The 24,840-nt window shown below is 53.7% G+C and carries 21 protein-coding genes, 1 tRNA gene and 1 riboswitch; of the genes, 11 read left to right on the forward strand and 11 right to left on the reverse strand.

Translation table 11 applies throughout. The features are described 5' to 3' along the window. Nucleotides 1-295 precede the first annotated feature (295 nt). A complete protein-coding gene (locus I2123_RS05035; protein WP_213051924.1) occupies nt 296-535 on the forward strand; it encodes a hypothetical protein in 240 nt (79 codons plus the stop codon). Between the two features lie 178 nt (nt 536-713). Here I2123_RS05035 and I2123_RS05040 read toward each other — a convergent pair. Beyond that, a tRNA-Ile gene (locus tag I2123_RS05040) sits at nt 714-790 on the reverse strand. Nucleotides 791-932: 142 nt separating this feature from the next. Between I2123_RS05040 and mug the strand changes: the two genes are divergently transcribed. Continuing rightward, on the forward strand, nt 933-1,430 hold the full coding sequence (gene mug, locus I2123_RS05045; RefSeq protein WP_213051925.1) for a G/U mismatch-specific DNA glycosylase: 498 nt from the start codon (nt 933-935) through the stop codon (nt 1,428-1,430). A gap of 82 nt (nt 1,431-1,512) precedes the next feature. On the opposite strand, the gene rpoD is transcribed toward mug, so the two are convergent. From rpoD to rpsU, 3 genes are all read right to left on the reverse strand, one after another. Continuing rightward, complete coding sequence (rpoD, locus tag I2123_RS05050) at nt 1,513-3,351, reverse strand: RNA polymerase sigma factor RpoD (protein ID WP_112164641.1); 1,839 nt, start codon at nt 3,349-3,351, stop codon at nt 1,513-1,515. 193 nt (nt 3,352-3,544) lie between these two features. Then, nucleotides 3,545-5,293, reverse strand: coding sequence for a DNA primase (gene dnaG / locus I2123_RS05055; RefSeq protein WP_213051926.1), 1,749 nt, complete (start codon nt 5,291-5,293; stop codon nt 3,545-3,547). Nucleotides 5,294-5,428: 135 nt separating this feature from the next. Beyond that, entirely contained in the window at nt 5,429-5,644 is a 216-nt protein-coding gene (gene rpsU / locus I2123_RS05060; RefSeq protein ID WP_001144069.1) for a 30S ribosomal protein S21, read from the reverse strand. A 330-nt stretch (nt 5,645-5,974) separates the two neighbouring features. Between rpsU and tsaD the strand changes: the two genes are divergently transcribed. Then, nucleotides 5,975-6,988 carry a tRNA (adenosine(37)-N6)-threonylcarbamoyltransferase complex transferase subunit TsaD gene (gene tsaD / locus I2123_RS05065; protein ID WP_112164643.1) on the forward strand — a complete coding sequence of 338 codons (1,014 nt, stop codon included), beginning with the start codon at nt 5,975-5,977 and terminating at the stop codon, nt 6,986-6,988. 101 nt (nt 6,989-7,089) lie between these two features. Here the strand turns inward: tsaD and plsY are convergent, their stop codons facing one another. Beyond that, a complete protein-coding gene (gene plsY, locus I2123_RS05070) occupies nt 7,090-7,719 on the reverse strand; it encodes a glycerol-3-phosphate 1-O-acyltransferase PlsY (RefSeq protein WP_213051927.1) in 630 nt (209 codons plus the stop codon). 107 nt (nt 7,720-7,826) lie between these two features. Between plsY and folB the strand changes: the two genes are divergently transcribed. Together folB and bacA are read left to right on the forward strand one after the other, a co-directional pair. Next, complete coding sequence (gene folB / locus I2123_RS05075) at nt 7,827-8,183, forward strand: bifunctional dihydroneopterin aldolase/7,8-dihydroneopterin epimerase (protein ID WP_213051928.1); 357 nt, start codon at nt 7,827-7,829, stop codon at nt 8,181-8,183. 187 nt (nt 8,184-8,370) lie between these two features. Next, nucleotides 8,371-9,195: an undecaprenyl-diphosphate phosphatase gene (gene bacA / locus I2123_RS05080; RefSeq protein WP_112164715.1), complete on the forward strand. Its 825-nt coding sequence runs from the start codon at nt 8,371-8,373 to the stop codon at nt 9,193-9,195. Between the two features lie 73 nt (nt 9,196-9,268). Here bacA and I2123_RS05085 read toward each other — a convergent pair whose 3' ends face one another. Both I2123_RS05085 and I2123_RS05090 read right to left on the reverse strand, forming a co-directional pair. After that, on the reverse strand, nt 9,269-10,504 hold the full coding sequence (locus tag I2123_RS05085) for a multifunctional CCA addition/repair protein (RefSeq protein ID WP_213051929.1): 1,236 nt from the start codon (nt 10,502-10,504) through the stop codon (nt 9,269-9,271). Between the two features lie 178 nt (nt 10,505-10,682). Beyond that, nucleotides 10,683-11,303, reverse strand: coding sequence for a TIGR04211 family SH3 domain-containing protein (locus I2123_RS05090; RefSeq protein ID WP_112164647.1), 621 nt, complete (start codon nt 11,301-11,303; stop codon nt 10,683-10,685). 264 nt (nt 11,304-11,567) lie between these two features. On the opposite strand from I2123_RS05090, the gene I2123_RS05095 reads away from it, so the two are divergent. From I2123_RS05095 to yjeH, 4 genes are all read left to right on the forward strand, one after another. After that, nucleotides 11,568-12,875, forward strand: a complete 1,308-nt coding sequence (locus I2123_RS05095; protein ID WP_213051930.1) for a CYTH domain-containing protein — start codon at nt 11,568-11,570, stop codon at nt 12,873-12,875. Nucleotides 12,876-12,932: 57 nt separating this feature from the next. Continuing rightward, nucleotides 12,933-15,770 carry a bifunctional [glutamate--ammonia ligase]-adenylyl-L-tyrosine phosphorylase/[glutamate--ammonia-ligase] adenylyltransferase gene (gene glnE, locus I2123_RS05100; RefSeq protein ID WP_213051931.1) on the forward strand — a complete coding sequence of 946 codons (2,838 nt, stop codon included), beginning with the start codon at nt 12,933-12,935 and terminating at the stop codon, nt 15,768-15,770. A 75-nt stretch (nt 15,771-15,845) separates the two neighbouring features. Further along, nucleotides 15,846-17,273 (forward strand): bifunctional D-glycero-beta-D-manno-heptose-7-phosphate kinase/D-glycero-beta-D-manno-heptose 1-phosphate adenylyltransferase HldE, encoded by a 1,428-nt coding sequence (gene hldE / locus I2123_RS05105; protein WP_112164650.1) that lies wholly within the window; start codon nt 15,846-15,848, stop codon nt 17,271-17,273. Between the two features lie 96 nt (nt 17,274-17,369). Then, a complete protein-coding gene (gene yjeH / locus I2123_RS05110; protein WP_112164651.1) occupies nt 17,370-18,620 on the forward strand; it encodes an L-methionine/branched-chain amino acid transporter in 1,251 nt (416 codons plus the stop codon). Between the two features lie 68 nt (nt 18,621-18,688). Here the strand turns inward: yjeH and ubiK are convergent, their stop codons facing one another. Next, nucleotides 18,689-18,961 carry a ubiquinone biosynthesis accessory factor UbiK gene (gene ubiK / locus I2123_RS05115; RefSeq protein WP_112164652.1) on the reverse strand — a complete coding sequence of 91 codons (273 nt, stop codon included), beginning with the start codon at nt 18,959-18,961 and terminating at the stop codon, nt 18,689-18,691. Between the two features lie 132 nt (nt 18,962-19,093). Further along, nucleotides 19,094-19,269, forward strand: a riboswitch (FMN riboswitch). Between the two features lie 133 nt (nt 19,270-19,402). On the opposite strand from ubiK, the gene ribB reads away from it, so the two are divergent. After that, complete coding sequence (gene ribB / locus I2123_RS05120) at nt 19,403-20,056, forward strand: 3,4-dihydroxy-2-butanone-4-phosphate synthase (RefSeq protein ID WP_056772983.1); 654 nt, start codon at nt 19,403-19,405, stop codon at nt 20,054-20,056. A gap of 251 nt (nt 20,057-20,307) precedes the next feature. Beyond that, nucleotides 20,308-21,096, forward strand: coding sequence for a 4,5-DOPA-extradiol-dioxygenase (gene ygiD / locus I2123_RS05125; RefSeq protein ID WP_213052467.1), 789 nt, complete (start codon nt 20,308-20,310; stop codon nt 21,094-21,096). A gap of 49 nt (nt 21,097-21,145) precedes the next feature. Here ygiD and I2123_RS05130 read toward each other — a convergent pair whose 3' ends face one another. The 3 genes from I2123_RS05130 to tolC form a co-directional block, all read right to left on the reverse strand. After that, nucleotides 21,146-22,306, reverse strand: a complete 1,161-nt coding sequence (locus tag I2123_RS05130) for a glutathionylspermidine synthase family protein (protein WP_213051932.1) — start codon at nt 22,304-22,306, stop codon at nt 21,146-21,148. 7 nt (nt 22,307-22,313) lie between these two features. Continuing rightward, nucleotides 22,314-22,982 carry a DUF1190 family protein gene (locus I2123_RS05135; protein ID WP_213051933.1) on the reverse strand — a complete coding sequence of 223 codons (669 nt, stop codon included), beginning with the start codon at nt 22,980-22,982 and terminating at the stop codon, nt 22,314-22,316. Nucleotides 22,983-23,177: 195 nt separating this feature from the next. Continuing rightward, on the reverse strand, nt 23,178-24,671 hold the full coding sequence (tolC, locus tag I2123_RS05140; RefSeq protein ID WP_112164656.1) for an outer membrane channel protein TolC: 1,494 nt from the start codon (nt 24,669-24,671) through the stop codon (nt 23,178-23,180). Nucleotides 24,672-24,840 lie beyond the last annotated feature (169 nt).

Raw genomic sequence — 24,840 nt, forward strand, 5'->3', positions numbered from 1 at the left:
GAAAAGAATGAAAAGAATTTCAGTAAATTACAGTTTTCTGGATCTCCAGAGGATCGAGGGGGAATTATAGATAACTGAAATTAAAGGGTTTTACCTTCTTTTTGTCATTTAAGCGGATCGCTAGGAAGATCAAATTCGTGAGCCGTTCAGTTGAGCAGAGGCTAGATGTGGCGCGGCCTGTAAGAGATTTACGGACATTTTGTAAAACTGAAATTTGTGAAATTGATATACTGTAATTATATACAGTAAAATTATTCTTCAGACGTCAGAGCAAAAGCGGCAAAAGGGGGATTTTATGCGGTCGATGAAAATTTGCAGCGCGATGATTTATTTCATGGCGAAGGGCGAAAGACTGACCAGAGAACATGTTTTCGGTCAACAGGGCAATCCGGTGTATGCGATCTGGCCGGTTGGCAGGAAGTGGGGTGTTGCTTATCACGATGGTAAAAGGTGGGTGTCTCTTGCGTTTGTCCCGCCACGTACTGAGGGCGCGGCGTATAGCTGCGCAATTGGCCATTACTATAAAAACTTCTAAACACCATGTGGTGGAGAATCGTTATCGCACACAAATCAACTCAATTGAGATCCTCTAACACAGCCACTTTTATGCGGGCGCTGAAAGCTGGGGGGACGAAAAGGGGACAATGGGGGTAACCAATAAAAAAGCCACCCGCTTAGAGGTGGCTTAAATATATGATTTTAAAGCTAAAATTTGGTGGCCCTTGCTGGACTTGAACCAGCGACCAAGCGATTATGAGTCGCGTGCTCTAACCAACTGAGCTAAAGGGCCGAGGTGCGGGATTATACGGTAAACTCTACTTACAGGTCTATATGTGTTCTGTTTGTATGCGCGTTTTGTGCACAGTTGCAGGGTATTGTGATCGCTGCACTTTTTATTGATAACTTCCGTAAATATGTCTCAGGGCAAGATTATGATTACCGATATCATTGATGAGGATCTGACCGTGGTGTTCTGCGGTATCAATCCCGGTTTATCGACGGCGCACCATGGCTATCATTTTGCCAATGCCAACAACCGTTTCTGGAAAGTGATCCATCAGGCGGGTTTTACCGAACGTCTGCTGAAACCCGAAGAAGAGCAGCATTTGCTGGATACCGGTTGTGGCATCACCATGCTGGTGGAGCGTCCGACGGTGGAAGCGACAGAACTGGTACGTGATGAACTGCGCGAGGGCGGGGCGGTGCTGACGGAGAAGATCGAGCGGTATCAGCCAAAGGCGTTGGCCGTACTGGGTAAGCAGGCGTTCAGCAAAGCGTTTGGTATCAGCAAAGTGAACTGGGGACGTCAGGCGCTGAAAATTGGCCGTACTAAGGTCTGGGTATTGCCCAACCCAAGCGGATTGAACAGGGCGAAGCTGGAAGAACTGGTCGCGTCATATCGCGAGTTGTATGACGCGCTAAATGCCTGAAGAGACGAATTTGCAGAATAAAAAAGCCCCGCCATTTCCAGAGAAAGGCGGGGCTTTTTAATCACCGGGAGCGTCAGGACGACTAGTCGTCGAGGAAGCTGCGCAGCACTTCGGAGCGGCTTGGGTGGCGTAGTTTACGCAACGCTTTGGCTTCGATCTGACGGATACGTTCACGGGTTACGTCGAACTGTTTGCCCACTTCTTCCAGAGTGTGGTCAGTGTTCATATCGATACCGAAACGCATACGCAGAACTTTCGCTTCACGTGCGGTCAGGCCAGCCAGAACGTCGTGCGTTGCAGAACGCAGGCTTTCAGAGGTCGCAGAATCCAGCGGCAGCTCGAGGGTAGTATCCTCGATGAAATCACCCAGATGCGAATCTTCATCGTCGCCGATTGGCGTTTCCATGGAGATTGGCTCTTTAGCAATTTTCAGCACTTTACGGATCTTGTCTTCCGGCATCAGCATGCGTTCAGCCAGCTCTTCCGGCGTCGGCTCACGGCCCATCTCCTGCAACATCTGGCGCGAAATACGGTTGAGTTTGTTGATGGTCTCAATCATATGCACAGGAATACGGATGGTACGTGCCTGGTCGGCGATGGAGCGGGTGATAGCCTGACGGATCCACCAGGTCGCATAAGTAGAGAACTTATAACCACGGCGATATTCAAACTTATCAACGGCTTTCATCAGGCCGATGTTACCTTCCTGAATCAGGTCAAGGAACTGCAAGCCACGGTTGGTGTATTTCTTCGCGATAGAGATAACCAGACGTAAGTTCGCTTCAACCATCTCTTTCTTCGCGCGGCGTGCTTTCGCTTCGCCGATCGACATGCGACGGTTAATGTCTTTTACCTGTTCGATAGTCAGGCCAGTTTCTTCTTCGATTTGGCGCAGTTTCATCAGGCCGCGCTGCACGTCTTCGGTCACTTCTTTCAGCTTCTCAGACCATGGTTTACCCATTGCCAGAGCAGCATCAAACCAGGTACTGCTGGTTTCGTTACCGGCGAACAGATTGACGAAGTTTTTCTTCGGCATTTTGCACTGTTCAACGCACACTTTCATGATCAGACGTTCCTGAGTACGGACGCGATCCATCATGGAGCGCATGCTGTTCACCAGGAAATCGAACTGTTTTGGTACCAGACGGAACTGTTTAAACACATCGGACAGCTTCAGAATTTCTTCTGCGGCGCTTTTGTGGCTACGGCCATTTTTCTTGATGACGGCACGGGTCGCTTCATGTTGCTCACGCAGATCGGTGAACTTCTGACGCGCCAGTTCCGGGTCGATGCTGTTGTCGTCTTCAGCATCGTCGTCGTCTTCTTCATCGTCGTCGGTATCATTTTGCTCTTCAGTGGTCAGTTCAGAACCCACGTGAGTCGCAGTCGGCGCGATTTCTTCTTCGGCGTTCGGATCAACAAAACCGGTGATCAAATCAGACAGACGTGCTTCGCCTGCTTCAACACGGTCATATTGCTCTAACAAATAGGTGATAGCTTCAGGATATTCAGCAACGGAGCACTGGACCTGATTGATACCGTCTTCGATACGTTTGGCGATGTCGATTTCGCCTTCACGGGTCAGGAGCTCAACGGTACCCATTTCGCGCATATACATACGCACAGGGTCGGTGGTACGGCCAATTTCAGATTCAACGCTGGAAAGCACCTGAGCCGCTGCTTCTGCAGCATCTTCATCGGTATCAGGGCGGTTTTCGGCCAGCATCAAATCATCGGCGTCCGGCGCTTCTTCAAGAACCTGGATGCCCATGTCGTTAATCATCTGGATGATGTCTTCGATCTGGTCGGAGTCGACGATATCTTCCGGCAGATGGTCATTGACCTCAGCAAAGGTCAGATAGCCTTGCTCCTTACCACGGGTGACAAGTAGCTTAAGCTGTGACTGCGGGTTTTGCTCCATAAGACGGTATCCACACTTCAGAGTATTTGGGTTCGTGTCGGTCGGGTGATATCGCCAACAATAACGTTAGGGGCGTTTATTGTGCCGCGGCCCACCAGGGCGGCTCTGCGCAGGGCCATGCCCCGCTTTATATCGGCACTTAAGCCGTGTTCCTGAGATAACGCTTCAAGCGCTATCTGTATGTTCTTATTTTTTAGTTCTTTCTCGCTAACACTTGATTCAGGGAACTGACTTCTGTGCGTTCCTCCGGGCTCAGGCCGTGCGTCCTGGCTTTGGCAATTAAGGTTTCAAGCCGTTGCTCTAAGATTGAGTCATACAGGCTGGCGAGCGTGGCACGAAATTCCTCTTCGACCATGTCCTCTACGATCATGTGGTTCCATGTCGCCAGAGTTTCAAGCTGTTGGTAGAACTTATTGTCGCGATAAAGTTCAAGTAACTGGCCTGTGGTCAGCCCCGGCTGGGCTAAGCAAGTGGTCACTAACTCACTGAATAAATCCAGTCCAGGTTGCTTCGCTTGCTCCAAACCTTGCAGCGAGGGTATAAGTGTAGCCAGTTGTGGGTTTTGTACCAGTAACCCTATAAGTATACGCATGGTTGTGCGTTTTAGCTGGGGCGCCTGATAGGTATTGCCATTCTCAGCCTGTTTGGGCATCAGCTTTTCGAGCTGGCTGTCATCCAAAATACCGAGCTTGTTCCCTAACTGCTGACGCAAATACATCCGCAACGTTTCACCGGGTACCTGACGGATAAGCGGCAATGCCAGCATGCTGAGTTTGGTTCGCCCGTCGGGGCTGCTCAAATCCACCTGCGGCATCAGTGAATCGAACAGGAATGTGGAAAGCGGCATCGCCTGCTCCATTCTCTGTTCGAAAGCTTCTTTGCCTTCCTGACGCACCAGTGTGTCCGGATCTTCACCATCGGGTAAAAACATAAACCGCAACTGGCGGCCATCATTGAGATACGGCAGCGCCGTCTCCAGCGCACGCCATGCCGCTTCACGTCCCGCGCGGTCGCCGTCATAACAGCAGACGACGTTATCCGTACAGCGGAACATCAACTGAATATGGTCGGCTGTGGTTGAGGTTCCCAGTGACGCGACGGCATAATCAATGCCGAACTGCGCCAATGCCACGACGTCCATATACCCTTCAACCACCAGCAAACGCGTCGGGGTAGGGTGTTTCAACTGCGCTTCATACAGGCCATACAGCTGGCGGCCTTTATGGAAAATTTCAGTTTCCGGTGAGTTGAGGTATTTCGGGGTACCGTCGCCCAAAACCCTGCCACCAAATGCAATCACGCGGCCACGCTTATCGCGGATCGGGAACATAACCCGTTCGCGGAAGCGATCATAGCTGCGTCCGTTGTCATTGGTGACCAACATACCGGCGTCAATCAGTGATGCTTTGTCATCGGCATTTTTACCAAAACGCTTTAGGGCGTTGTCCCAACCCGGCGGGGCGAAACCAATGGCAAAATGTTGGATGACGTCTGCACTTAAACCACGCCGGGCAAGATAATCCCGTGCGGGGGCACCTGCGGGTTGTTTAAGTGACTGTTGATAGAACTCGCTGAGCGGGGCCATCAACTGGTAGAGGCTTTGACGCTGATGACGCTCCATCTGGGTCGGGCCGGTGCCTGCTTCGTACGGCACTTCCAAACCCTGCATTGTCGCCAGTTCCTCAATGCTTTCGACAAACTCAAGCCTGTCATAGTTCATCAGGAAATCGACGGCATTGCCGTGGGCACCACAGCCGAAACAGTGATAAAACTGCTTATCGCCATTTACGGTAAATGAGGGTGTTTTCTCATGGTGGAAAGGGCAGCACGCGTGATAATTTTTACCTTGTTTCTTGAGCTTTACTCGGGCGTCGATCAAATCGACGATATCGATACGAGCCAGCAAGTCATTGATAAATACGCGCGGAATTCTCCCAGCCATAAGCCCCTTACTCACTAGCCTATAAACGAGAACAAGCCGCGCATCCCTTTCGGAAAGCACGGCCTTCGTATGCTACTACGCAGTCTGCGCGTTCTTAATATTGCAAATCACGCGATTTGGGGTTGCCCCCGAAGATTAATACAGACGAGTGCGACGTGCGTTTTCGCGAGCCAGTTTCTTGGCGTGGCGTTTTACTGCAGATGCTTTAGCGCGTTTACGTTCTGTAGTCGGTTTTTCATAGAACTCACGACGACGAACTTCGGCTAATACACCTGCTTTTTCGCAGGAACGTTTGAAGCGACGCAGAGCTACGTCGAACGGCTCGTTTTCACGTACTTTAATTACAGGCATGTGCCTCTCACCTCGATAAAATCGGTTTGTTTGCTGATGTTGTACCAGCACATTTCAAAATGGTGCGGAATTTTACTCCAATTCGCGTCGCCTTGTAAAGCATAACGGCAAATTGAAACGGGTGCTCTTTGCAACCCTTCTGCAACATTGTACGCTCGCTTTTGCGTCGGGCGGCGATTATATACCAATCAACCCAAATTGCTCGACATTAATTGGTCGTGACGATGATTAGTAAAGTGGCAGGAATTCCAACGCCGGTGCAGCGCCAGCGCGCGCTTGTATGCTAAACTGCGCGCCGCGAGTGAGCGCTAAACAATGACGGAAAGAGTGATGCGAGTACTGGGTATTGAAACGTCCTGCGATGAAACCGGAATTGCAGTTTATGACAGCGAAGCCGGTTTATTAGCTAACCAACTGTATAGTCAGGTAAAACTGCATGCAGATTACGGCGGTGTGGTGCCAGAACTGGCTTCACGCGACCACGTACGTAAAACAATACCCCTGATTCAGGCCGCACTGAAAGAAGCAGGGCTGACCGCACAGGATATCGACGGCGTGGCTTACACGGCCGGTCCCGGTCTGGTCGGCGCGTTGCTGGTGGGTGCTACGATTGGCCGCTCTCTGGCGTTTGCCTGGGATGTTCCTGCGGTACCTGTTCACCACATGGAAGGGCATCTGCTGGCACCTATGCTGGAAGACAATCCTCCTGATTTCCCGTTTGTCGCGCTGCTGGTTTCCGGCGGTCACACGCAATTAATCAGCGTCACCGGCATCGGTGAATACACTCTGCTCGGCGAATCCATTGATGATGCCGCCGGTGAAGCCTTCGATAAAACCGCCAAATTATTAGGTCTGGATTATCCGGGCGGCCCGTTGTTGTCGAAAATGGCCTCACAAGGCGTGGCAGGGCGGTTTACTTTCCCGCGTCCGATGACCGATCGTCCGGGTCTGGATTTCAGTTTTTCCGGCCTGAAAACTTTTGCGGCGAACACCATTCGCGGCAATGACAGCGACGCGCAAACTCACGCGGACATCGCGCGCGCATTTGAAGATGCGGTCGTGGATACGCTGGCGATTAAGTGCAAACGCGCACTTGATCAGACCGGTTTTAAAAGGCTGGTGATGGCAGGCGGCGTCAGCGCGAACCGCACGTTGCGCGCAAAATTAGCCGAAATGATGACCAAACGCGGCGGGGAAGTTTTCTACGCACGCCCTGAATTTTGCACCGATAATGGCGCAATGATTGCGTATGCGGGCATGGTACGGCTGAAAACCGGTGCGACCCCTGATCTGGGCGTTACAGTGCGACCAAGATGGCCTTTGGCTGAGCTGCCGCCCGTCTGACCTCACACCTTTCCTGCGTCCGATCAGTCAGGATTGTAGGAATAAAAGACAAAAAAATGACCTTCAGTAAGGTCATTTTTTGTATCTGAAATGTGAAAATTTTATTCTGCTTTATCTTCTTGCCCGGATTTACGTTTCTTCTTCAGCTTGTCCCAGATTTTCCCTTCCTGGCCCCGCCACAGACGCTGAATATTGTCATGGTGGCGCAACAAGATAAGGCAGGAAAGCATAGCGACCGGGAAGGTGAATTCAGGTTTAAACCACCACACGTAAAACGGGGCGATCAGCGCGCTGACGATCGCACCCAGCGAAGAGTAGCCGCTGAGAAGTACCGTCAGCAGCCATGTGCCGGTCATCAGGCCAGTTAAGTCCCAACCGATAGGCGCGATAGCACCGAATGCCGTTGCCACGCCCTTGCCGCCTTTAAAGCGGAAGAAGACCGGGTAGATATGGCCGAGGCAGGCCGCGATGGCGGTGAGGCCAAGGTACATCGGCGGAATGTTGAGACGATAAGCCAGCCAGACCGGCAGCATCCCTTTGAGCACATCAAAGATCAGAACTGCAGCCGCGGCAACACGTCCACCCAGGCGCAACACGTTGGTCGCGCCGGGATTGCATGAACCCGCCGTGCGCGGATCAGGCAAACGGGCTACCCGGCAGACCAGAATCGCACTGGAAATCGAGCCGCAAAGGTAGGCGAAAATAATCATTCCAAGCGCGGTAGCACTCATAAAGCCGTTCCGTCTAATAAGGGTCGTTTTAATCGCAACATACATGGATAATACGCATTTTCTGCTGGAAGTGGTATCCGGCTTGGCCAAAAACAGAGAATCGCGTGATGGATATCGTATTTATTGAGCAACTAAATGTAATCACTACCATTGGTGCCTACGATTGGGAACAGACCATTAAACAGAAACTGGTGTTCGATATCGAACTGGCGTGGGATAACCGCAAGTCGGCTTCCAGCGATGATGTGAATGACTGTTTAAGCTATGCGGATGTCAGTGATGCCGTCATTGAGCACGTCTCCACGCAGAATTTTGCGCTGGTTGAGCGGGTGGCGGAAGAAGTGGCAACGCTGCTTCTGGCACGGTTTAACTCGCCATGGGTGCGGATCAAGCTCAGCAAGCCCGGCGCTGTGGCGCAGGCTGCTAACGTTGGGGTGATCATTGAGCGCGGCCAACGTTTTTAATTTCGATAATGGATAGAATTCAGAATCAGCTTGTCTATTGATTGTCATAAAGAAGCATTACAAGTAGAAGCCGGCTCGCCGGTTTCGCTTGATTGAAGCGACTCAGCATGATGTCGCTTTTTTATTGTCTGTTTTGCAGCATATTTTGCCCGCATGCGGGCCACTATTAGGGTTGGGTAAACTAATGATCGCTGAAAGTCATTCTTTGCTGGTTGCCGTAATTATGGGAGTGGTGGAAGGGCTGACCGAGTTTTTACCGGTTTCCTCCACCGGGCATATGATCATCGTGGGTAACCTTTTAGGGTTCACCGGAGATAAAGCCAAATCGTTCGAAGTGATCATCCAGCTGGGCTCCATTCTGGCGGTCGTCGTGATGTTCTGGCGTCGTTTGTTCGGCATGATTGGCCTGCATTTTGGCAAACCACCGGTTCATGAAGGCACGGGAACCCGCCGTCTGAACTTACTGCACATTATTCTGGGCATGATACCTGCGACAGTGTTGGGTTTGCTGCTGCATTCACAGATAAAATCGCTTTTCGAGCCGAAAAACGTGATGTATGCGCTGGTGGTCGGAGGCTTTTTACTGATCGCCGCCGAGTTGCTTAAACCGAAAAAGCCCCGCGCAGAAGGTCTGGATGACATGACCTATACGCAGGCCTTCCTGATTGGCATGTTCCAGTGTCTGGCGTTATGGCCGGGATTCTCGCGTTCCGGGGCAACAATCGGTGGCGGGATGTTGCTGGGCGTCAGCCGTTTTGCTGCGTCTGAATTCTCGTTCCTGCTGGCCGTGCCGATGATGCTGGGTGCCACGGCGCTGGATCTTTATAAAAGTTACAGCTTTTTGAGCATGGCTGATTTGCCGATGTTCGCGACCGGTTTTATCACCGCGTTCATCGTCGCGTTGTTTGCTATCAAAACCTTCCTGGCTGTGATTAAGCGTATCTCGTTTATTCCGTTCGCGATTTACCGCTTCTTCGTCGCGCTGGCAGTGTACTTCGTCTTTATTGCCTGATTTTCAGCAGCTTAAAACTAAAAAAAAGCCCCGACGGGAAACCGTGCGGGGCTTTTTTTAGAATACGTCCTGATTAGAGATCGGGTTCCTGCGTTTTCTTCCATTCGGCCAAAACCTGCGTGCGGCGTTTTTTCAGCTCGTCGCGGATTTCTATCCCCTGAAAACCGTCATCCAGCACTTCTTTGTTGGAAATGCTGCTGGCGATAGCAAAGGCTTCACGCAGGAAATTTCCCTGCGGATAGGGATTATCTTCAAACGTCGTACGCCCTCGCGCATCGGCTTCGCTGGTCATGATCATTTGCTCAAGGCGCTGAGGTTTGCGCCAGACATCAATGGTATCGAACAGCTTGAGCAGGGTTTCCGGGCGCAATTTATTCACGGTGTGGATTAGGTCATGGAATTCTGCCACCAGTTTCGCCAGGTCACGAATATGCGTCGGGACTTTCAGCCGCTGGCAGATATTTTCCACCAGTTTGACGCCGGCCGGGCCGTGACCGTGATGGTGTGGCCAATACTGCGGCGGCGTCAGGCCTTTGCCTAAATCGTGGCACAGTGCCGAGAAACGCACGTCAACGTCCGGAGAGAGCAGGCTGGCGATTTTCAGCGTCATCAGCGTGTGAATGCCGGTATCGATTTCCGGATGCCATTTTTCTGGCGCGGGGACGCCAAACAGCGCATCAACTTCCGGGAACAACACTTTCAGCGCGCCACAGTCGCGCAGCACCTGGAAGTACACCTGCGGATCCTGAGTTTGCAACGCCTTCTCGGTTTCTTTCCACACGCGTTCTGGCGTCAGCGCCTGCAGTTCGCCGCTTTCCGCCATCTGCTGCATGAGCGTCTGCGTTTCTGCTGCGACGGTGAAACCCAGATGCGCAAAGCGTGCGGCAAAACGCGCAACGCGCAGAACGCGCAGCGGATCTTCACCAAAGGCATCAGATACGTGGCGCAACTGGCGTTTTTCGAGATCGCGCTGTCCGTGATAAGGATCGATTAACTGGCCATCCGCACTTTTGGCAATGGCGTTGATGGTCAGATCACGACGCATCAGATCTTGCTCTAACGTGACGTCCGGCGCGGCGTAACAGGTAAAACCGTTATAGCCGGAGCCTGATTTGCGTTCCGTTCTTGCCAGCGCATATTCATCACGGCTGACCGGATGCAGGAAGACCGGGAAATCTTTACCGACCTGCTGATAACCGTTTTCCAGCATATATTCAGGCGTCGCGCCCACGACCACCCAATCGTATTCAGACACAGGCAGGTTTAATAAACTGTCTCGGACTGCGCCGCCGACCAGGTAAATCTCCACGCGATAACTCCTGAAATAAGGCTCGTAAAGCGCACCGTGGCGCCCAAAGCAGGGATGGGTTCTGTCTTCATCATAGCAAAGTTGCGCTACGGATTTCCTGATTGATGCAAACACGAAAAGGCACCGAAGTGCCTTTGGGTTAACATCCAAACAGGAAATGTGTGACGGCGTAAACCGGTCAGCTCATCCAGCGGTCTTTTTTCTTACGACGTGGGATGAGGTGCGGAAGCAACAGGCCGAGAACCAGACCCACACCCGCGACACCGCCACCGTACATAAACCACTGTAAAATAATGGTGCGCTGTTTGTCGTCAAGCTGGACGTTTACCGCGTTAACTTTCTTCTCCGCGATAATCTTCTGGTTTTTCAACTCCTGATTCTCTTTCTTCAGGGCGTTGATAATGCTGTCACTGGAGGCGACTTTGCTCTGCATTTCCGCTGTGCGCTGGTTCCAGCTGGAATCAATGTTCGTCAGCTTGTCGGTCAGCGTTTTCACTTGCTTCTCGAGATCGGGAACGCGGGTACGGATACTCGGTAAATTACTCAACTGGTCGAGAGGGATCCAGGCGGTTTTCCCTTTCGAGTCAATAATTTCACCGTATTTAGTGCTGTCGTTGACGCTGCGCAGGGTGACTTCATCACCGGCATTGAGGGTGCCAACAATGCGATACTGGTTACCCGGACCGCTATGGATGTAGGTGATCAAATCGTCGGAAATGTAGCGCTTCTCATCGGCATGAGCGCCCCAAGTGATGCTTAAGCCAAGCAAAGCGAAACCAATCAGGCGTAATTTATGCATTATTTCATCGTTTCTTTGTGAATTTAGGGAACGTGAAGTGTGGATCCGTTTTATCGGGATACGTCTTCCAGCGACCGCGGTCTTAGGCGCTCGCGTTAATTTGGTGACCGATAGTAAGGGCAACAGTGTGACGACGCAATGCATAAACCGGAATGAGAACTATCTTACAATCCCGCAACATGCGGCTTGCGCGCTGTGCTTATGGTAGAATTCTGGTGACGCGTTTATCCCTTTTGGCAGCAAAGAATCGGTGTGAAGACCCTTATGACCGTAGAAATAGAATTAAAATTTATCGCCACCCCGGCCGCGATTGCCGAATTACCGGCACAACTCGCTCGATTTAACAGCGAGCACACCGCGCCTTCGAAACTGACCAACATCTATTTTGAGACTGCGGAAAACTATTTACGTTCGCACGACATCGGTCTGCGTATCCGTGGTTTTGACGATCAGTACGAAATGACCATTAAAACCGGCGGCAAAGTGTTGGCTGGTTTGCACCAGCGTCCGGAATATAACGTTGAGTTGAAAAAGCCGGTGCTTAAGCTCAGCGCGTTCCCGAAAGACATCTGGCCGGAAGGCTGCAAAGTCGCGGCGCTGCAAAAAGCCTTAGTGCCGTTATTTCGCACCGATTTCACCCGTGAAAAGTGGGTGATCACTTACGGCGAAAGCGAGATCGAACTGGTGCTGGATCAGGGCGAAGTGGTGGCTGGTGAGTTGTCTGAGCCGCTCTCTGAAATCGAACTGGAGCTGAAAAAAGGCAACACCGTGGATTTGCTGGCGCTGGCCGCTGAAATCGGCGAGCACGGCGGTTTGCGTCAGGGCGGATTCAGCAAAGCTGCCCGCGGTTACCATCTTGCGAAAGGTAACCCGCTGCGTGAAACCAAACCGTTGCCGGTCTATAAAGCCCAGCCAAAAGCCACGGTTGAACAGGCGATGACCGGAATGTTCGAGCTGGCGCTCGATCACTGGCAGTACCATGAAGAACTGTGGGTGCGCGGCGACAAACTGGCGCGCCCGGTGGTCTTACAGGCAGTGGAAACTGTGCGTCAGATTCTGGTGCTGTTTGGCGGGCTGGTGCCGCGTAAAGCGTCCTCTGAACTGCGTACGCTGCTGACCGATCTAGTCCCGGTGCTGGAACAGAAATCTGCCGATGCGCAGGACGTCTGCTTCAGCGCGACCTATTTGAAAAGTAAGTTAGTGCTCACGTCATGGCTGACCACGTCGGGCTGGACGCCGTTCATCGATGACAAATCGGCGAAGAAGCTGGAAGGCTCCTTCAAGCGCTTCTCTGACATCATGCTTGGACGTACCGCTGCCGATCTGAAAGAAGCCTTTGCACAGCCGCTAACCGAAGAAGGTTACCGCGATCAGCTGGCGCGCCTGAAGCGTCAGATCATCACCTTCCATTTACTCTCGGGTGCCTATCCTGAGCGCGACGTCGCCGACTATCTGGCGGGCTGGACGGAGCTGCAACAGGCGATTATCCAGAAGCAACTGGCGCTGGAGGATTCCGCCCGTTCCCATGCGGTGATGATGGATGCGTTCTGGTTAAACGGCCAGCCACGTTAATTGACTGATAAGCCTGGGCTCATTGCCCGGGCTTTTTTTTGCAAGGAATCTGATTTCATGTTGCCACTTTCTCCTGTTTTGCAAAGCCACGCCCAAAGTTTGCTTGAACAATGGCGTGAACATCCTGAACCGCTGCCGCTTCCCGAAGAGGAACAGCTGGCGGTGCTGGCGAGCAGTCAGTTTGTAACGGACAGCCTGCTGGCATTTCCGCAGTGGTGGCATGAAATCGTAGAAAATCCGCCACAGGCGCAGGAATGGCAATTTTACCGCCAGTGGCTCGAAGCTGCGCTGGAAAGCGTGGCCGATGAGAACGGGCTCATGAAGGCGCTGCGCCTGTTCCGACGTCGTACGCTGACTCGCATTGCGTGGTCACAGTCGGCGCAAACCAGCGAAGCCCAGGATACGTTACAGCAGCTGAGCGAACTGGCGGAATTGCTGATCGTCAGCGCCCGTGACTGGCTGTATGAGGCCTGTTGCCGCGAGTTCGGTACGCCGGTCAATGAAGCCGGTGAACCGCAACGCATGCTGATCCTCGGAATGGGTAAACTTGGCGGCGGCGAACTGAATTTCTCCTCTGATATCGACCTGATTTTTGCTTATCCGGAAAACGGCCAGACCCGGGGGGGCCGCCGTGAACTGGAGAATTCACAGTTTTTCCTGCGTCTGGGGCAAAGGTTGATCAAAGCGCTGGATCAGCCGACGCTGGACGGCTTTGTATACCGCGTCGATATGCGGCTGCGGCCTTTCGGCGACAGTGGTCCGCTGGTCATGAGTTTCCCGGCGCTGGAAGATTATTATCAGGAGCAGGGGCGCGACTGGGAACGCTACGCGATGGTGAAAGCGCGGCTGATGGGCGGCGCGGAAGACATCAGCAGTCAGGAACTGCGCAAGATGCTGAAGCCTTTTGTGTTCCGCCGTTACATCGATTTCAGCGTGATCCAGTCCCTGCGCAATATGAAAGGGATGATCGCCCGTGAAGTCCGCCGCCGGGGACTGAAAGACAATATCAAGCTGGGGGCGGGCGGGATCCGCGAAATTGAATTTATCGTGCAGGTTTTCCAGTTGATCCGCGGCGGGCGCGAGCCTGCGCTGCAACAACGCGCTTTGCTGCCGACCTTGCAGGCGCTGGAAAAACTCGGGCTGCTGCCTGTCGTACAAGTGATGCAACTGCGCGCCAGCTATCTGTTCCTGCGTCGTCTTGAAAATCTGCTGCAGGCCATCGGTGACGAACAGACGCAAACCCTGCCTGCGGACCCGCTGAATCAGGCGCGTCTGGCATGGGGGATGAATTTCAATGACTGGCCGCAGCTTCTCGACGCAGTGAATGCTCACATGCAAGCCGTGCGCGCCGTGTTTAACGATCTGATCGGTGATGACACGCCGGACACCGAGGACGATCAGCAGCAGTCATCCTTCAGCAGTTTGTGGAGTGATTCACTGGAGCAGTCCGAGTTAGCACCGTGGGTGCCGCAGCTCGACGAAAATGCGCAGCGCCACATCCTGCAGCAAATCGCCGAATTCCGGCGTGACGTTGATAAACGCACCATCGGGCCGCGCGGTCGCGATCAGCTGGATTTGCTGATGCCCCGCCTGCTGGCGCAGGTTTGCACCTATAAAAATGCCGATGTGACTTTGCAACGTCTGATGCAGTTGTTGCTGAACATCGTCACGCGGACGACTTATATTGAGCTGCTGGTCGAATATCCGGGCGCGCTCAAACAGCTTATCCGCCTGTGCGCCGCCTCGCCAATGGTCGCGTCGCAGCTGGCGCGCCATCCGTTATTGCTCGATGAACTGCTCGATTCACGCACGCTTTACCATCCGATTGAACCGGGCGCGTACCGCGATGAACTGCGCCAGTATCTGATGCGCGTGCCGACGGAAGACGAAGAACAGCAGCTGGAAGCCGTCCGTCAGTTCAAACAAGCGCAACACCTGCGCATTGCCGCCGGCGATATTTCCGGTGCGCTGCCGGTGATGAAGGTCAGCGATCATTTAACCTATCTGGCCGAAGCGATTCTGGACGTGGTAGTGCAGCAGGCGTGGGATCAGATGGTGGTGCGCTACGGCCAGCCGACGCACCTGACGCAGCGAGAAGGGCGCGGGTTTGCCGTGGTCGGCTACGGCAAACTGGGCGGTTGGGAACTGGGGTACAGTTCCGATTTGGATCTGGTCTTCCTGCTCGACTGCGCACCTGAGGTGATGACCGACGGCGAGCGCAGCATCGACGGGCGACAATTTTATCTGCGACTGGCGCAGCGCATCATGCATTTATTCAGCACCCGTACGGCATCCGGCATTCTGTATGAGGTCGATCCGCGCCTGCGTCCTTCCGGCGCGTCCGGTATGCTGGTCAGCACTATCGAAGCCTTCGCTGACTATCAGGCCAATGAGGCCTGGACCTGGGAACATCAGGCGCTGGTGCGTGCGCGCGTCGTATACGGCGATCCGCAGCTGGCACAGCAGTTTAACGCCACGCGCCACGACATTCTCTGCCGCGAGCGTGAGGGCGAAGGGCTGCGCAAAGAAGTCCGCGAGATGCGCGAAAAAATGTACGCGCATCTCGGCAGCAAAAAATCTGCCGAGTTTGATCTGAAAGCCGATCCGGGCGGCATCACTGATATTGAATTCATTGCACAATATCTGGTCCTGCGGTTTGCGCACGAGAAGCCGAAACTGACGCGATGGTCGGATAACGTGCGAATTTTCGAACTGATGGCGCAAAACGGCATCATGCCGGAGGAGGAAGCGCGGGATCTGACTCACGCTTATGTCACGCTGCGCGATGAAATCCATCACCTCGCATTGCAGGAACACAGCGGCAAAGTAGCCGCAGGCAGTTTTGCCACAGAACGTGAGCAAATCCGCGCCAGCTGGGCGAAGTGGCTCGGCTAAGGGTTTTTATTCGGGGTGTGATATTATCCGCCGCACTATTTTTATGTCTGGTTTTACCTGTTTTGGAGTCTTGGGATGAAAGTGACTTTGCCTGATTTTCACCGTGCCGGTGTGCTGGTGGTCGGTGATGTAATGTTAGACCGCTACTGGTATGGCCCGACCAACCGAATTTCACCGGAAGCGCCGGTACCGGTCGTTAAGGTCAATACCATCGAAGAACGTCCTGGCGGCGCGGCTAACGTGGCGATGAATATTTCGTCCCTCGGTGCTTCTTCCCGTCTGATCGGTCTGACCGGTGTGGACGATGCGGCGCGCGCATTGGGCGAGCGTCTGGCGGAAGTGAAGGTTCACTGCGATTTCGTGGCGTTGCCGACGCACCCGACCATCACCAAACTGCGTATTTTGTCGCGTAACCAGCAACTGATCCGCCTCGACTTCGAAGAAGGTTTTGAAGGCGTCGATCTGCAACCCATGCTGACCAAAATTGAGCAGGCGCTGCCGGAAAGCGGTGCTCTGGTGCTGTCTGATTACGCCAAAGGCGCGCTGACTGAAGTGCAGAAAATGATCCAGCTGGCACGTAAAGCGGGCGTTCCTGTTCTGGTCGATCCAAAAGGCTCTGACTTTGAGCGTTATCGCGGTGCGACCTTGCTGACGCCTAACCTGTCAGAATTCGAAGCCGTGGTCGGCCGCTGTAAGAATGAAGACGAACTGGTCGCGCGCGGCATGCAGCTGATTGCTGATTTTGAGCTGTCGGCGCTGCTGGTGACCCGTTCAGAACACGGTATGACGCTGTTGCAGCCGGGAAAAGAGCCGCTGCATCTGCCGACGCAGGCGCAGGAAGTGTATGACGTGACCGGTGCCGGTGACACGGTGATCGGCACGCTGGCTGCTGCGCTCGCGGCGGGGAATACGCTGGAAGAATCCTGCTTCCTGGCCAACGCCGCCGCAGGCGTGGTGGTCGGTAAGCTCGGCACCTCCACCGTATCTCCGGTGGAACTGGAAAACGCCATCGGTGGCCGTTCGGACGTCGGTTTCGGCGTCATGACGGAAGAGCAGTTAAAAGCGGCTGTGGCGATGGCGCGTCAGCGCGGCGAGAAAGTGGTGATGACCAACGGCATCTTCGACATTCTGCACGCCGGGCACGTTTCCTATCTGGCGAACGCCCGTAAACTCGGCGATCGTCTGATCGTCGCGGTGAACAGCGATGCGTCCACCAAACGTCTGAAAGGCGAAACCCGTCCGGTCAATGCGCTGCAAAACCGCATGATCGTGCTGGGTGCATTAGGCGCCGTGGACTGGGTGGTGTCATTTGAAGAAGATACCCCGCAGCGCCTGATCGCCGGGATCTTGCCAGATCTGCTGGTCAAAGGCGGCGACTACAAACCGGAGCAAATCGCCGGTTGTGATGAAGTCTGGGCCAACGGCGGCGAAGTGCGCGTGCTGAACTTTGAAGACGGATTATCTACCACCAAGATCATCAACCAGATCAAAGCGCAGGACTGATCCAGTCCTCCACGCACTGACCGAAGGGCTTATCTGATAAGCCCTTTTTCTTTATCGGAATTTTAATTCAGAAACCAAAACGGAAGTGACTCTGTTGTGAGCGGATTAAAACAGGAACTCAGTCTGGCGCAGGGCGTCGGTTTGCTTTCTACCTCATTGCTCGGTACCGGTGTATTCGCGGTGCCCGCGCTGGCGGCGCAGCTGGCGCAAAACGACAGTCTGTGGGCGTGGCCGGTGCTTATCCTGCTGGTATTCCCGATTGCCATCGGCTTCGCCGCACTCGGGCGACATTTTCCCAGTGCGGGCGGGGCGGCGCATTTCGTGGGCAAAGCTTTCGGGCCGCACATGGCGCGTGTGACCGGCTGGTTGTTTTTATCGGTGATCCCGGTCGGTTTGCCTGCCGCGTTACATATCGCCGCCGGTTTCTGGCAGGCGGCATTTGGCTGGAGCAGCGAAAATCTGCTGCTGGTTCAGCTTGGTACGCTTTTCGTGATCTGGTTCCTTGGGACGCGCAGCGCGGGGTCGAGCGCCAATATTCAGACGCTGATTGCGGCGCTGGTGATTGCTCTGGTCATCGCCATCTGGTGGAAAGGAGATATTACGCTGCCGGAAATTCCGTTGCCCGCCGTTCGCGATATCTCGCCATCAAACCTGTTTGATGCGCTGGCGGTGATGTTCTGGTGCTTCGTCGGGCTGGAGGCTTTTGCGCATCTGGCGACAGAATTTCGTAACCCGGAACGGGATTTTCCGCGTGCTTTACTCATCGGTATGCTGGTTGCCGGCGCCGTGTACTGGGGTTGTACCGTGGCGGTATTGAAATTCCATGCGTGGGGAGAAGGGAAGGAAGCGGGGGCGTCACTGCCGGGTATCGTGGTGCAACTGTTCGGGCAAAAAGCACTGTGGGTGGCGTGCATTATTGGCTATCTGGCGTGCTTTGCCAGCGTGAATATTTACACCCAAAGCTTCGCAAGGCTGGTGTGGTCGCAGGCGCAGCTCAAGCCGGAAAGTAAACTGGCGCAGCTCTCTGCGCAGCGCGTTCCGGTTGCCGCATTGAATCTGGTGGTCGGCTGCTGCGTGCTGTTCACGCTGCTGATCTACTGGCTGCATCTGCCGCTCGGCGCGCTGATCACTTACGCCAACGGGATTTTCATTCTGATTTATCTGCTGTGTATGCTCGCCGGAGCAAGGATCCTGAAAGGCCGCTCGACGTGGATGGCGATGCTCGGCGCGGTATTGTGCTGCGGATTGCTGGCGATGGTGGGCTGGAAAGCGGCGTATGCGCTGATAGTGTTTGCCGCGCTCTGGCTGCTTTTACCGCGCGCTAAAACGGTGATTCACACGCGATAGAGTGTCTGAAAGTGAGACATAAAAAGGCCTGCTGAGCAGGCCTTTATCGTTTCTGACGAGCGGGGAAATCAGACCGGGTCTTGCGGTTTTTCGGCGTCGGTCAGTTTACCTTCCAGGGCGGCCAGACGTTGTTCCAGCACGGCCAGTTTTTCGCGGGTGCGCAGCAAAACCTGGGTCTGCACATCAAACTCTTCGCGATTGACTAAATCCATGCGGCTGAACTGTGCCTGCAATACCTGACGGATTTTCTTCTCGGCATCTTCACCAAATTCGCGGATCCCTTTCGGCATAGACTCGTGAACCTGGCGGGCAATTTGTTCAATTTTTTTCGGGTCAATCATGTTATTTCCTTTTCTCGAAGGAGGTGCTTTTGCTTAGTGTAATCGCTGATGACGTTTCTATAAACCTTCCGGGGCACTAATTGGCCAAACCGCAGGATTGCTCTGGTCATTTATTGGCGTTATAGTTGATTTGCTTATTCTCAGGGCGGGGTGAAAGTCCCCACCGGCGGTAAACCACAGAATATCGGAAGGATCATAATCCCTTCCACGTGGAAGCCCGCGAGCGCTCAATCCTTCGGGATTAGAGGTCAGCAGATCCGGTGTAATTCCGGGGCCGACGGTTAAAGTCCGGATGGGAGAGAGTAACGATTCAAGCCGGGCAAAATTTGTCCGCTGCGTTATTTTTTATAACTGTAGCACGCCATCAGGCCGCTGCAGCTAGCCTCCTCAAGACGCCCTGATTCTGGTAATCCACATACAGAACATGAGGTTATTTTTACCATGAATCAGACCCTACTTTCCGAATTCGGTACACCTGCTGAACGTGTTGAGCGCGCTATTGACGCCATTCGTAACGGCGTAGGTGTGATGGTGCTGGATGACGAAGATCGTGAAAACGAAGGCGATTTAATCTTTGCCGCCGAAAACATGACAGTTGCACAAATGGCGCTGACTATTCGCCACGGCAGCGGCATCGTGTGTCTCACCATGAACGAAGACAGCCGTAAAAAGCTCGATCTGCCGATGATGGTGGAGAACAACTCCAGCCAGTTCCAGACGCCTTTCACCGTGACCATTGAAGCGGCTGAAGGCGTCACCACCGGCGTTTCTGCCGCTGACCGTATCACCACCATCCGCACCGCGATTAAAGACGGCGCGAAACCTTCTGACCTGAGCCGTCCGGGGCACATCTTCCCGCTGCGCGCACAGGCGGGCGGCGTGCTGACCCGTGGTGGTCATACCGAAGCCTCGATCGATCTGGTGACGCTGGCCGGTCTCAAACCCTTCGGTGTGCTGTGTGAACTGACCAACGATGACGGCAGCATGGCACATGCGCCAGAAGCCATCGTCTTTGCGAAACAACACAATATGCCAGTGGTGACCATTGCCGATCTGGTGGAATATCGCCAGGCGCAGACCCGGCAGGCAAGTTAACTGTCTGGCGGTATGATATAGAAAAGGTCGCTTATGCGGCCTTTTTGCTTTTTATAGCTGATTTTTGTCTGAACGGACGTTGTTAATAAAATACAGCCCCTCCGCCTTTGATTTTTCCCTTCAAATTTATTGAACATCTCCTTCATGGTTATCCGGCTGTAACCCGCACTGAAAAAGAGTACCGTATTTTCATTACGCGGCAGCCCGCTGATGAGCGCCGCTCTCTTTTATTTTGCGGTAAGGAATTCATGATGACGACTCAACGTATGCCCGCACTTTTCTTAGGCCACGGCAGCCCGATGAACGTGCTGGAAGACAACACTTACACCCGTGCCTGGCATACGCTGGGCGAAACATTACCCCGGCCAAAAGCGATTCTGGCGGTGTCAGCCCACTGGTTTACCCGTGGCACGGCGGTGACGGCGATGGAAAACCCGCGCACCATTCATGACTTCGGCGGTTTCCCGCAGGCGTTGTTCGATAAACGCTATCCGGCACCGGGTTCGCCCGCCCTGGCAAAACGAGTACAGGAGCTGCTCAGCCCGGTAAATGTGCTGGCGGATACCAGTGAATGGGGCTTTGACCACGGGACCTGGGGTGTGTTGATCAAGATGTATCCCGACGCCGATATCCCGGTCATTCAGCTGAGCATCGACGGCACACAGCCGCCGGAATATCACTTTGAGCTCGGCAGAAAACTGGCCGCGCTGCGTGATGAAGGCGTGATGATTGTCGCCAGCGGCAACGTGGTGCATAACCTGCGGATGGTGAAATGGGACGGCAACGGCGAACCTTATCCGTGGGCGATCGCATTCGAGAAATATGTGAAAGATAACCTGAGCTGGAAGGGCGACACGAAGGATCATCCGCTGGTGAACTTTATGGATCACGAAGGCGGTGCGCTTTCTAATCCGTCACCCGATCATTACCTTCCGCTTTTGTATGTGCTGGGTGCGTGGGACGGCGTTGAGCCGGTGACTCAGCCGACCGACGGACTGGTAATGGGATCGCTTTCGATGCTTTCAGTGCAGGTGGGTTAACTCGGAAAATAAGAAGGATAATGATTTTTCATTATCCTTCTTATGCGCTTTAGCCGACGATGGTGTGCGGATAGAAACGCGACAGATCCTGCGTGATCAGCGCTTTGTCTTCGCGGATGCCAATGCCGCAAGGTTGATCGTTCACCAGCCAGCTGCCGATCAATACGTAGCTGCCGTCAAAGACAGGAAGCGGATGAAACTGCTGCACGATCATGCCTTCTGCACCGTACGGACCTTCCACGCTCGCAACTTCCTGACCTTTCTCGATGACCTTAATGTTTGCGCCTTCGCGGGAAAACAGCGGTTTGACCACATAATGATCCAGTTCCGGATGCGCATCATCTGCGAAGTATGCCGGTAACAGATTCGGGTGATCCGGGAACATTTCCCACAGCAACGGCAGCAGGGCTTTGTTCGAGAGAATGGCTTTCCACGCCGGTTCCAGCCAGCGCACACCGGCATCTTCCAGCTTGGTGGCGAAGATCTCGCGGAACATAAACTCCCACGGATACAACTTGAACAGGTTGGAAATCACCTGATCCTGAGGATCGGTAAACTGGCCGCGTTCGCCCAGGCCGATCTCTTCGATATACAGAAACTCGCTGGCCAGTTCCGCTTCCAGCGCGCAGTCCTGCAAATATTGCACGGTGCCGCGATCTTCTTCTGTGTCCTGACAACAGGCGATGTGCAACAGCGAAAAGCCGTGCTGGTTTTTCAGTTCGGCAAAACGCTCAATGAGCTTTTCCTGCAAACTGTTGTACTGATCGGTATCCTGCGGCAGGTTACCGGCCGCGATTTGGTCTTCAAGCCACAGCCATTGGAAGAACGCCGCTTCGTACAATGACGTCGGCGTATCGGCGTTATTTTCCAAAAGCTTAGGCGGATTGACACCGTCGTAGGCCAGGTCCAGCCGCGAATACAGCGAAGGCTGCTGCGTACGCCACGAACTGCGGACAAATTCCCAGACATGTTTTGGGATCTGGAATTTGGCCATCAGCGCATCGTCACCCACCACGCGTTCGACCACTTTTAAACACATCTGGTGGATATCGGCGGTAGCGTCCTCGATCTCTTCGATCTGCGCCAACGTGAACTGATAATAAGCATCTTCACACCAGTAAGGTTCGCCATACATGGTGTGAAAATTGAAGCCGAACTCCGTGGCTTTTTCGCGCCAGTCCGGGCGCTCGGTAATCGGTAAACGTTTCATGTGCGTCTTAGCCACCCATGCTGCGGCCAGCACTGCGCGGAGCGGCAGTGGAACTGCGCTGCATAGACGTTTGTTTCGCTACGCTTTCGCCAAAGCCGCCACGGGTGATGGTTTTGGTGACAGCAGGTTTCGGTGCCATCGCTGTTTTCGGCACGTTCATGGTACGCCCGCCCGCGGTTGCCGGGCCGTAGTTCTTACCTGTCGCATCGACGAATTTGCCGTTCGCCGGGCTGGCCGGGTTTTTAGAGCTGAAAAGTGGCTGCTGCGCGTAAGCACCGCCGCTCATCATACGTCCCATCATGTAACCTGCCATCAGCGGCATCCACATGCTGCCGCTGCTCTGGCCTTCGGCGGAAGCCACACCGGATTGCGCTGGCGTCTGCGTACACTGGCCTTCGCCGAATTCGGCAATACAGTCTTCACGAGAGGCGTATTTCGGCGCGGTTTTTTCAGCGTCTTTTTTGGCGGCATCATAGGCTGCGACGCATTGTGCGCTGCCGGACGGATTCGCTTTAGAGCAGTCGTCCGCGTTCTGATACAAAGACACCGTTTCATCGGTTTTCTCACAGCCTGACAGCATGAATACAGCGCCGACAGCCAGTGCGACAGGAGTGATTCGAGCGCTACGCCATGATTTACGGAAGGTAGCGAGGTTGACGTGTTGTGTCCGTTTCATCGTTCTTATCCCATATGCAGGGCTTTTTCGCCCTTTCCCAGTAGGGCTTAAGGATAGGGGAAACAGGGTGATTGTTAAAGCAGCGCACGCCAATTGTTACCAGACTTTACAGAGGGACGTGACAGAGGCAAAAAAAAGCAGCCTTTTCAGGCTGCCTCAGGATTTATGCTCAACAAAAAAGGCGACTTTTCAGGATCAGTTCTGGAAAGGATTACCGCTTTTTTTGGTGGTATTGGTGGTGGTCGTTGCGCTGGCTCTTTCAGTGCGTGGCGCAGCTGCCTGCGTGCCGTCACTGTTATAACCGTCAGCCGCAGCATCCTGGTTTGGCGTTTCAGGCGCTACCTGATCCGGTGCCGTAGGAACCGGTTTACCCAGCGCACCATTCAGTGCCAGAAGATCACTTTCGTTCAGTGTTCCCAGCGCTGATTTAATGTTCAGCTGGTTAATCAGATAGGTATAACGCGCGCTCGAAAGCTGTTGCTTGGCGTTGTACAGCGTTGTGGTCGCGTCCAGCACATCAACGATAGTACGGGTACCAACCTGGTAACCGGCTTCCATCGCATCCAACGAACTTTGCGCAGAGACAACGGCTTGTTTATAAGCGTTGATACTGCTGATGGAGGCAGAGATATTGTTGAAGGATGAACGAACAGTCTGCACTACGCTGCGGTGCGCGCTTTCCAGCTGCTCGCTGGCGCCCACAAAGTTGTACTGAGCCTGTTTCACCTGAGAGGTGACAGAACCGCCGCTGTAAAGTGGCAGGGAGAAGCTCAGGCCAATTTTGTTCTGGCCGGCATCGGCATCCTGATAGCTGGATCCGCCGCCGGTTTTGTCGCCGTTGTACTTGGTGTTGCTGATGCCGGTAGAGGCAGTCAGGTCGACGGTCGGCATGTGGCCGGTTTCAGCATAACGGATTTGTTCGCGGGCTAAATCTTGTGACAGACGCGCAGACAGCAAGCTCAGGTTGCGGCTTTCTGCTTCTTTCAACAGCGTGGCGACCGGCTGCGGACGCGTCGTGTTGAAGTTGTCGACGTTCAGGGAAGACAGCTGCGGATAATAAGTACCGGTCACCTGACGCAGGGATTCCAGTGCGTTATCCAGGTTATTACGCGCAGTGACTTCATTCGCCAACACGGTATCGTATTGTGAACGGGCGTTCTGCACGTCAGTGATGGCCACCAGACCCACGTTAAAACGCTGAGTGGTTTGATCTAACTGACGGTAAATAGCTTGTTTCTGCGCTTCGGTATAGGAGAGTGAATCGATTGCACTCAATACGTTAAAATAAGCTGTTGCAGAATTAAGGATCAAAGACTGTTGATCAGTCTGATAAGACACGTCCTGAATACCTGCGGTTTTTTCCTGCAGGGTCAGCGCGCGCCATTTTGACATATCAAAAAGGGTCTGCGTTAATTGCAGGCTGGCGCTGCCAACATTGCTGTTTACGCCATTTGCATCGCGGTAGCCATTGGTATAACCATAATCCGCACCCAATCCAAGTTGCGGTAATAAAGGACTGCGGCTTTCGTTAATTTTTTCGAATGCGGCATCCCGGTCAGCAGCTGATTTACGCAGGTCCGGGTTACTCGTCCTGGCTTGCTGATAGACCTGCATCAGGTTTTCGGCCTGGCTTATCGTACTAAAGCCGCCCAGGCTGAGTCCGATGAGAAGGGGGAGCAGTTTCTTCATTTGCATTCCTTGTTGTGCAGCAATGTTGTTATGTATGGTGACGCAGTCAAATACTCGAATAGACGCGGATTCTAGCAGAGTCAGGCTAAAGGGGCGGTTGGCTTAACGTGCCTTCCCAACTGAATGAGCCTAAATCTATCACAAACAACCTTGATTATTATTAACGCAT

This window comes from Rahnella inusitata (assembly GCF_018288855.1).
Lineage (GTDB): Bacteria > Pseudomonadota > Gammaproteobacteria > Enterobacterales > Enterobacteriaceae > Rahnella > Rahnella inusitata.